The sequence below is a fragment of the Promicromonospora citrea genome, assembly GCF_013004695.1.
GTDB lineage: Bacteria > Actinomycetota > Actinomycetes > Actinomycetales > Cellulomonadaceae > Promicromonospora > Promicromonospora citrea.
Genome location: NZ_JABEMG010000160.1, coordinates 1 through 8,818 on the forward strand (window position 1 = coordinate 1; position 8,818 = coordinate 8,818).

Sequence of the window (8,818 nt, forward strand, 5' to 3'; positions counted from 1 at the left end):
CGGCGGCCGCGCCCGCCTCGGCCGGCCCGGCGCCCGTGACCGCCGCGCCGGCGGACGACACGGCACAGGCGGGGCCGGGCAAGCCGAAGCCCGACAAGCCGAAGCCCGACAAGCCGAAGCCGCCGAAGCCCGACAAGCCCAAGCCCCCGAAGCCCGGCCACCCGGGCCACCCCGGCGGCCCCGAGGACCCCACGGAGGCCGAGCCGTTCGACGCGCTCGTCTTCTCGCGCACCACCGGCTTCCGGCACGACTCGATCCCCGCGGGCATCGAGGCGATCACCGCGCTCGGGGCGGAGCACGACTTCACGGTCACGGCCACGGAGGACCCCGGCGTCTTCACCGACGAGGGCCTGGCCGACTACGAGGTCGTCGTGTTCCTGTCGACGACGGGCGACGTGCTCGACGCCGACCAGCAGGCGGCCTTCGAGCGCTACATCCAGGGCGGCGGCGGGTACGCCGGCGTGCACGCGGCGTCGGACACGGAGTACGACTGGCCGTGGTACGGCGAGCTCGTCGGCGCGTACTTCCTGAGCCACCCGGCCAACCAGGACGCGACGGTCGTGGTCGAGGACCACGCGCACCCGTCGACGGCGCACCTGCCCGACCGCTGGGACCGGTTCGACGAGTGGTACAACTTCCGGTCGAACCCGCGCGGTGACGTGCACGTGCTCGCGAGCCTCGACGAGGACAGCTACGACCCGGGCTCCGGCGGGATGGGCGAGGACCACCCCACGGCGTGGTGCCACGTCTACGACGGCGGCCGGTCCTGGTACACGGGCGGCGGCCACACGAACGAGTCGTACGCCGAGCCCGCGTTCCTCGAGCACCTGCTCGGCGGCATCCGGACGGCGGCGGGCGTCGTCGACTCGGACTGCGCCGCGACGCAGGACACGAGCTACGAGTCGGTGGCCCTGGACGAGAGCACGGCCAACCCGATGATGCTCGACGTCGCCCCGGACGGGACGGTCTTCTACGTCGAGCGCGACGGCCGGGTGCAGGTCATCTCACCCGAGACGAACCTGACGACGACGGCGGTGACGCTGCCGGTCACGCTGGCCAACGAGGACGGGCTCACGGGCATCGTGCTCGACCCCGACTTCGCCACGAACAGCTGGGTCTACCTGTACTGGTCGCCCCAGGACGTCGGTGAGGACGGCCCGCACAACCGGGTCTCCCGGTTCACCTACGACGCCGCGAGCGGCACGATCGACCCGGCCACCGAGGTCGCCGTCCTCAAGGTGACCACCCAGCGCGACCGGTGCTGCCACGCGGGCGGCGACATGCAGTTCGACTCCGCGGGCAACCTCGTGCTCGTCACCGGCGACAACACCGACCCGTTCGAGTCGAGCGGCTACGCGCCGATCGACGAGCGGCCCGGCCGCGAGGCCTTCGACGCCCAGCGCACGGCGGCGAACTCGAACGACCTGCGCGGCAAGGTGCTGCGCATCCACCCGGAGCCCGACGGCTCGTACACGATCCCGGAGGGCAACCTCTTCGAGCCCGGCACGCCGGACACCCGCCCCGAGATCTACGCGATGGGCTTCCGCAACCCGTTCCGCATCGGCGTGGACCCGCTGACCGACAACATCCACGTCGCCGACTACGGCCCCGACGCGGGCTCGGCGAACCCCGACCGCGGCCCGGAGGGCGTGGTCGAGTGGAACGTCGTCAGCGAGCCCGGCTTCTACGGCTGGCCGTACTGCACGGGCGCGAGCACGCCGTACGTCGACCACGACTTCGCCACCGGCGCCTCGGGCGAGCCGTTCGACTGCGCGGGCGGCGTCGTCAACGACTCCCCGAACAACACCGGCATCGCCCAGCTCCCGCCCGCCCAGGAGGCGGAGGTCTGGTACGGCTACGCCGGCAACCCCGACTTCCCGGAGATCGGTGGGGGCGGCGCCCCGATGGGTGGGCCCGTGTACACCTACGACCCCGACCTCGAGTCGGACGTGAAGTGGCCCGCCTACTGGGACGGCAAGGCGTTCTTCGGTGAGTGGAACCAGGGCAAGGTCTACTCGTTCCAGCTCGCGGGCGAGGAGCGGGACGACCTCGTCGACATCAACCGGGTGCTCCCGGGCATCCTCGACCCGGCGGCCGGCTTCGACCGGCCCATGGACATGGAGTTCGGTCCGGACGGCGCGCTGTACGTCATCGACTGGGGCAGCGGCTTCGGCGGCGACAACGACACGAGCGGCGTCTACCGCGTCGCGTACACGCAGGGCGACCCGTCGCCGGTCGCGCGGGCGTCCGCCGACGTGACCGACGGTCCGGCGCCGCTCGCCGTGCAGTTCTCCTCCGAGGGCACCCGGCACCCCGCCGGCGAGCCGCTCACGCTGCACTGGGACTTCGGCGACGGCACGACGTCCGACGAGGCGGACCCCGCGCACACGTACACCGAGAACGGTTCGTACACCGTGCAGCTCACGGCGACCGACCCGACCGGGGCCACCGGCGTCGCGAACCTGACCGTCGTCGTCGGCAACACCGCGCCGACCGTGACGATCACCGTGCCCGACGACGGCGGCGTCTTCGCGTGGGGCGACCGCGTCGCCTACGAGATCGCGGTCGAGGACCCGGACGGCGAGGTGACCTGTGACGACGTCACGCTCTACACCTCGCTGGGCCACGACTCGCACTCCCACCCCATCGAGGTGCTGAGCGGCTGCGAGGGCGTGCTCCGGACGGCGGCGGACGACGGCCACGGCGCCGACGCCAACATCTTCTGGACGCTCGAGGCCACCTACACCGACGACGGCGGCGAGGTCGGCGTGCCGCTCACGGGCAACGACCTGCAGGTGCTGCAGCCCAAGCGGCTCCAGGCCGAGTTCTTCACCGACACCGGCAGGCTCGCGGGCTCGACGAGCCCGGGCGACCCGGGCGTCCAGCGTGAGACCACGGGCGACAGCGCGGGCGGCGGCCAGAACATCGGCTGGATCGAGGTCGACGACTGGTGGGCCTACCAGCCCTTCAGCCTGCACGGCATCGACGCCGTCACGCTCCGGGCGGCCTCGCCCGACGGCGGCACCGTCTCGGTCCGGTGGGGCGCTCCCGACGGACCCGAGATCGGCACCGCCGCGGTGCCCGCCACCGGTGACTGGCAGGTGTACGCCGACGTCACCGCAGAGCTGCACGACGTCCCGACAGGGTCGGGGACCCTGTACTTCGTGCAGACGTCCGGCCAGTCCAACGTGAACTGGCTCGACTTCGTGGGCGACGGGGTGGCGCTGCCGCCGTCGTCCTGACACCGCCCGGGGCGGGGCGGGCGACCCGCCCGCCCCGCCCCGGACCGGCTCCCCGCAACAGGTACCCCGCAACGGAGGAAAAATGGCACGACCGATCACCCTGTTCACCGGCCAGTGGGCCGACCTGCCGTTGGAAGAGGTGGCTCGCCTCGCGTCCGGGTGGGGGTACGACGGCCTCGAGCTCGCCTGCTGGGGCGACCACCTCGACCCGTGGCGCTGGGACGACGACGAGTACGTCGCCGGGCGGCTCGAGCTCCTGGAGCGGCACGGCCTGAAGGTGTGGGCGATCTCCAACCACCTCAAGGGTCAGGCCGTCTGCGACGACCCGATCGACCAGCGGCACCGCGACATCGTCTCGGACCGCGTCTGGGGCGACGGCGACCCCGAGGGCGTGCGGCAGCGGGCCGCCGAGGAGATGAAGAACACCGCCCGCCTGGCCGCGAAGCTGGGCGTCAAGACCGTCGTGGGGTTCACCGGCTCCGCGATCTGGAAGTACGTGGCGATGTTCCCGCCCGTCCCCGACAGCACCATCGAGGCCGGCTACCAGGACTTCGCCGACCGCTGGAACCCGATCCTCGACGTCTTCGACGAGGTGGGCGTGAAGTTCGCGCACGAGGTGCACCCCAGCGAGATCGCCTACGACTACTGGACCACGGTCCGGACGCTCGAGGCCATCGGCCACCGCGAGGCCTTCGGCCTCAACTGGGACCCCAGCCACATGGTGTGGCAGGACCTGGACCCGGTCAGCTTCCTCTGGGACTTCAAGGACCGGATCTACCACGTCGACTGCAAGGACACGAAGAAGCGCATGACCAACGGCCGCAACGGCCGCATGGGCTCGCACCTGCCGTGGGCCGACCCGCGCCGCGGCTGGGACTTCGTGTCGACCGGGCACGGCGACGTCCCCTGGGAGGACGCCTTCCGCATGCTCAACACCATCGGTTACGACGGGCCCATCTCGGTCGAGTGGGAGGACGCGGGCATGGACCGCCTCGTCGGCGCGCCCGAGGCGCTGGAGTTCGTGCGCACCCACGCGTATGACGCACCGGAGGCCGCGTTCGACGCCGCGTTCTCGACCCGCTGACCTGACGACAGACGGACGACCGGGCCCCGGACGAACGGGAGAGCGCACGAGGCCCGGTCGGCGTGACGAACTCGACGAGGAGCTGCATCACGGATGAAGACTATCCAGGCTGACACCCGGCGACGCCGTCGTCGGCGGGTGATCTCGACGCTCGCGGTCGCCGCCCTGGCCGGTGGAGGGCTGCTGGCCGCCCCGGCGGTCGCCCACGACGGGCACGGGACGCACGAGGCCGCCGCCGCGGCGGACACCGACTGGGCGGACTACGAGAAGATCCTGCTCACGAAGGACGTCGGCGAGCCGATCGACATGGCGGTGCTGCCCGACCGGCGCGTGATCCACACCGCGCGCGACGGGTCGGTGCGGCTGACCGACCCGACCACGGGCGTCACGCGCGTGGTCAGCAGGCTCGACGTGTACGCCAACTCGGAGGACGGCCTGCAGGGCATCGCGCTGGCCCCCGACTTCGAGGAGACCGGCCACGTCTACCTCGTCTACGCGCCGCGGGACGCGGACGGCGACGGCGAGGCGGACACGCCGACGGGCAACGCCCCCGACACGCTGCCCGCCGGCGAGGACGAGAGCTACTGGGACCGCTGGGTGGGCGTCAACCGCCTGGCCCGTCTCACGTGGACCGGCGACGAGCTCGACCTCGACTCGGAGCAGCCGATCCTCGACATCGAGGTGCAGCGCGGGCAGTGCTGCCACGTGGGTGCCGACATCGACTTCGACGCCGACGGGAACCTCTACCTGTCGACCGGCGACAACACCCCGGCGGGCACGCCCGGCGCCGACGGCTACGCGCCGATGAACGACGCCCCGGGCATGAACCCGGGCTTCGACACACGCCGCGGTGCGGGCAGCACGAACGACCTGCGCGGCAAGATCCTGCGCATCACGCCGCGGGCGGACATCCCGGCGGGCACGGCGCCCGGCGAGGGCGCGACGTACGACGTGCCGGAGGGCAACCTGTTCCCGCCGGGCACCGAGAACACGCGGCCCGAGATCTTCGTGATGGGCGTGCGCAACCCGTTCCGCATCGAGGTGGACCCGGAGACGAGCTCGCTCTCCTGGGGCGACTACGGCCCCGACGCCGGGTCGGCGAACCCCGACCGCGGCCCGATGGGCTACGTGGAGTGGAACGTGGTGGGCCTCGACGACCCGCACAACGCCGGCTGGCCGTACTGCCACGGGCCGAACGCCGCGTACAACGAGTGGGACTTCGAGACGGGCACCCCGGGGGAGTTCTTCGACTGCGCCGCTCCGCGCAACAGCTCCCGCTGGAACACCGGGCTCGTCGACCTGCCGCCCGCCCGCGCCGCGACGCTGTACTACGGCGACCAGCCGGGCCAGCAGCCGCGCGACGAGCTCGTGAGCTTCGGCTCGGGCACGGGCCAGGCGCCGATGGGCGGCCCGGTCTACCACTACGACCCCGACCTCGACGCCCCGGGCAAGCTCCCGGAGCAGTGGGACGGCAAGGCGTTCTTCGGCGAGTTCTCGCAGGACTACTACGCCGCCTTCTCGGTCGACTGGGACACCTTCGAGGTGGGGGAGATCGAGGACTTCTTCCCGAACGCCGAGGTCGAGAACGCCGGCATGACCCCGCACGACAACCCGATGGACCTCGAGCTCGGGCCCGACGGCTCGCTCTACGTGCTCGAGTACGGCGACGGCTTCTTCCGCGCGAACCCCGACGCCGGGCTCTACCGGATCGACCACGCCGAGGGCAACAAGGCGCCGCAGCCGAGCATCGGTGCGACGCCGGCCTCGTCGTCGCAGGCCCCGCTCGAGGTCGCCTTCGACGCGTCCGCGTCCACGGACCCGGACGGCGACGAGCTCACCTACGAGTGGGACGTCGACGGCGACGGCGAGTTCGACCTGACCGGCCCGCAGGTGTCGCACACCTACACCGAGCTCGGCGTGTACACCGCGCGGCTGCGTGTCACCGACGACGAGGGCAAGATCGGCATCACCTCGACGTCGATCAGCGTGGGCAACCAGGCGCCCGAGATCAGCGTCGACGTCCCGGCCGACGGCGGGTTCTTCGACTGGGGCGACGAGATCCCGTTCGAGGTGTCGACCACCGACGCCGAGGACGGCACGGAGACGGTCTGCGACCGGGTCGCGTGGTCCTACGGGCTCGGTCACGACGAGCACGCCCACCCCGAGGTCTCGGGCACGGGCTGCACGGGCGTGTTCCCGACGGACGCGGACTCGCCGGAGCACGGTGCGGGGGCGCACCTGTACGGCGCCGTCGTCATCACCTACACCGACGGCGGGGCCAACGGGCTGCCGCCCGCCGCCGGAGAGGCCACGCTGCGCCTGAACCCCAAGCTGCAGCAAGCGGAGCACGCGACGCTCACGGGCGTCGAGGTGGTCGAGGACGACTCGGCCTCGGCGGGCGCCTACGTCGCGGGCCTCGCCCGGGGCGACGCGGTCGCGCTGGAGCGCGTGAGCCTCACGGGCATCGACAGCGCGACGGCCGCCGTGCGCGGGAAGGGCACGCTCCAGCTCCGCTGGGGCTCGCCGACGGCGAAGCCGTTCGCGAAGGTCGCCGTCCCGAGCACGTCCGACTGGACCGACGTGAGCCTCGCGGTCGGCGAGCGGACCGGGACCGGGACGCTCTACGTCACCGCCACGGGGTCGCTCGACGTCGACGCGCTGACCATGGTGGGCGAGGGCATCGGCACGCCCCCGGCCGCGGAGAGCTCGAGCGGTCCGTCCGGGGCCGCTCGGACAGAGGGAGAGCACTGATGGAATCTCGAGTGGACGTCAACCGCAGGAACTTCCTGAGGCTGGCCGGCGGCACCGTGGCCGTGGGCGCGGCGACGCTCGCCGGCGCGGGCCTCGCGACCGGTGCGGCCGCCGCGCCCGCGCACGGCCCGGGCCCTGGCCACGGTCCGGGCCCGGGTCACGGCCACGGCAAGGGCCGGGTGCTCGTACCGCCGGGCCACATCGGCATCCAGCTCTACTCGATCCGGGACAAGGTCGCGTCGCTCGGCTTCCGTACCGTGTTCGAGCGGCTGTCCGAGATGGGGTACGCCGAGGTCGAGTTCGCCGGGTACACCCAGGACCAGGTGGGCCCCATCACGCCGGAGGAGATCCGCGACCTGCTGGACGACAACGGACTGCGCGCCGTGGGGTCCCACCGCGGCATCGGCGACTTCGCCGCGAACATGGAGCGCGAGCTCGACATCGCCGAGATCCTGGGCATGGAGCACGTCGGCACCGCCCAGGCGCCGACGGACGACCGGACGGTCGCGGGCTACCTCGCCGCCGCCGAGCAGTTCAACGGCTTCGGGGAGGCGGCAGCGGCCCGCGGCCTGAAGTTCTACCAGCACAACCACGACGGGGAGTTCTCGTTCGCGACGGACGACCCCGAGGTGCGGCTCTACGACGTCTTCTACGACAACACCGACCCGCGCGCGGTGTACCTGGAGATGGACGTCTTCTGGGCGTACGTGGGGCAGCACCGGTACCCCGGGTTCGAGCCGGCGGACTACATCAGGCGGAACCCGCACCGGTACCCGCTGCTGCACCTCAAGGACGGCGAGGTCAACCCCGAGAGCGAGCAGGGCTACGACATGGTCGAGTTCGGCATCGGCGACCTGCCGTACACCGAGTTCCTCTCGTCGCTGCCGGGTGGTGGGCGCAGGCACGGCATCTGGGAGCAGGACAACGCCGCGCAGGCCCCGGGTCCCGGCCACCCGGCGGACTCGTTCGGCAACGCCGAGCGCTCGTACGTCGAGGTGAGGTCGCTGCGCGCGGAGCGCTGCTGACCCGGACGGCGTGATCGCGCCGGGTGCGGCCGGCCGCCGCACCCGGCGCGGTGCGTACGGGCGCCGCACCCGGCGCGGTGCGTACGGGCGCACGCTCACTGCGCACGCGCCGCGCGAGTGCGCGAACCAAGCGATCGTGCCCAGATCTGCCCCTCGTCCTGGGCACGATCGCTTGGTGGGCGGGGCTGCGCGGTGCCGCGGGCGTGGGCCCGATCACAGGCGTGGTCCTCGCCCGGGCGGCACGGACGGGTGGGAGGGCTGTGACCTGCGGGAACGTCGTGTGCCGCAGGCCACGTCAGCCGAGTTGGCACGGACCGCGGAACGTGTGTAATGTTCTCGGAGTCAGCCCGACGGGCAGACGGACACGAGGTGCCGGAGACGGACCGAGTGGCCGCGCCGGGGCTGAAACCCACACTGCAGGATCAGGGAGCATACGTGCGCCCCTGGAAATCGGTGTGGCTGCCAGTGTGGATCAGGCAGATGGAATTCCTTCCGTTCCTCGAACGAAGCGAATTTGATCGGCAGAAAAAACCTGGTAGATTAGAGGAACTGCCCCGGGCAGGGAAGTGATCGGAAAGATTGCGGCTCTGACGGTGTGCGTCGGTTGTTTGAGAACTCAACAGTGTGCTTGATAGTCAATGCCAAACATTTGTTTTGGATCGGATCATGACCCGTGTGGGTTGTGGTTTGGCCAGTATCATTGTTCGCACACACGG

General features: G+C 71.7%; 4 protein-coding genes. All 4 read left to right on the top strand.

What is annotated here, in order from left to right; all coding sequences use genetic code 11:
• A partial coding sequence (locus tag HLB15_RS20720; protein WP_212760166.1) for a ThuA domain-containing protein occupies positions 1–3,242 on the top strand: 3,242 nt, incomplete at its 5' end.
• Positions 3,243–3,324: 82 nt separating this feature from the next.
• On the top strand, positions 3,325–4,326 hold the full coding sequence (locus HLB15_RS20725) for a sugar phosphate isomerase/epimerase family protein (RefSeq protein ID WP_171108214.1): 1,002 nt from the start codon (positions 3,325–3,327) through the stop codon (positions 4,324–4,326).
• A 93-nt stretch (positions 4,327–4,419) separates the two neighbouring features.
• On the top strand, positions 4,420–7,077 hold the full coding sequence (locus HLB15_RS20730) for a PQQ-dependent sugar dehydrogenase (protein ID WP_171108216.1): 2,658 nt from the start codon (positions 4,420–4,422) through the stop codon (positions 7,075–7,077).
• A complete protein-coding gene (locus tag HLB15_RS20735) occupies positions 7,077–8,102 on the top strand; it encodes a sugar phosphate isomerase/epimerase family protein (protein WP_171108218.1) in 1,026 nt (341 codons plus the stop codon). Before HLB15_RS20730 ends, HLB15_RS20735 begins: the two co-directional genes overlap by 1 nt.
• Positions 8,103–8,818 lie beyond the last annotated feature (716 nt).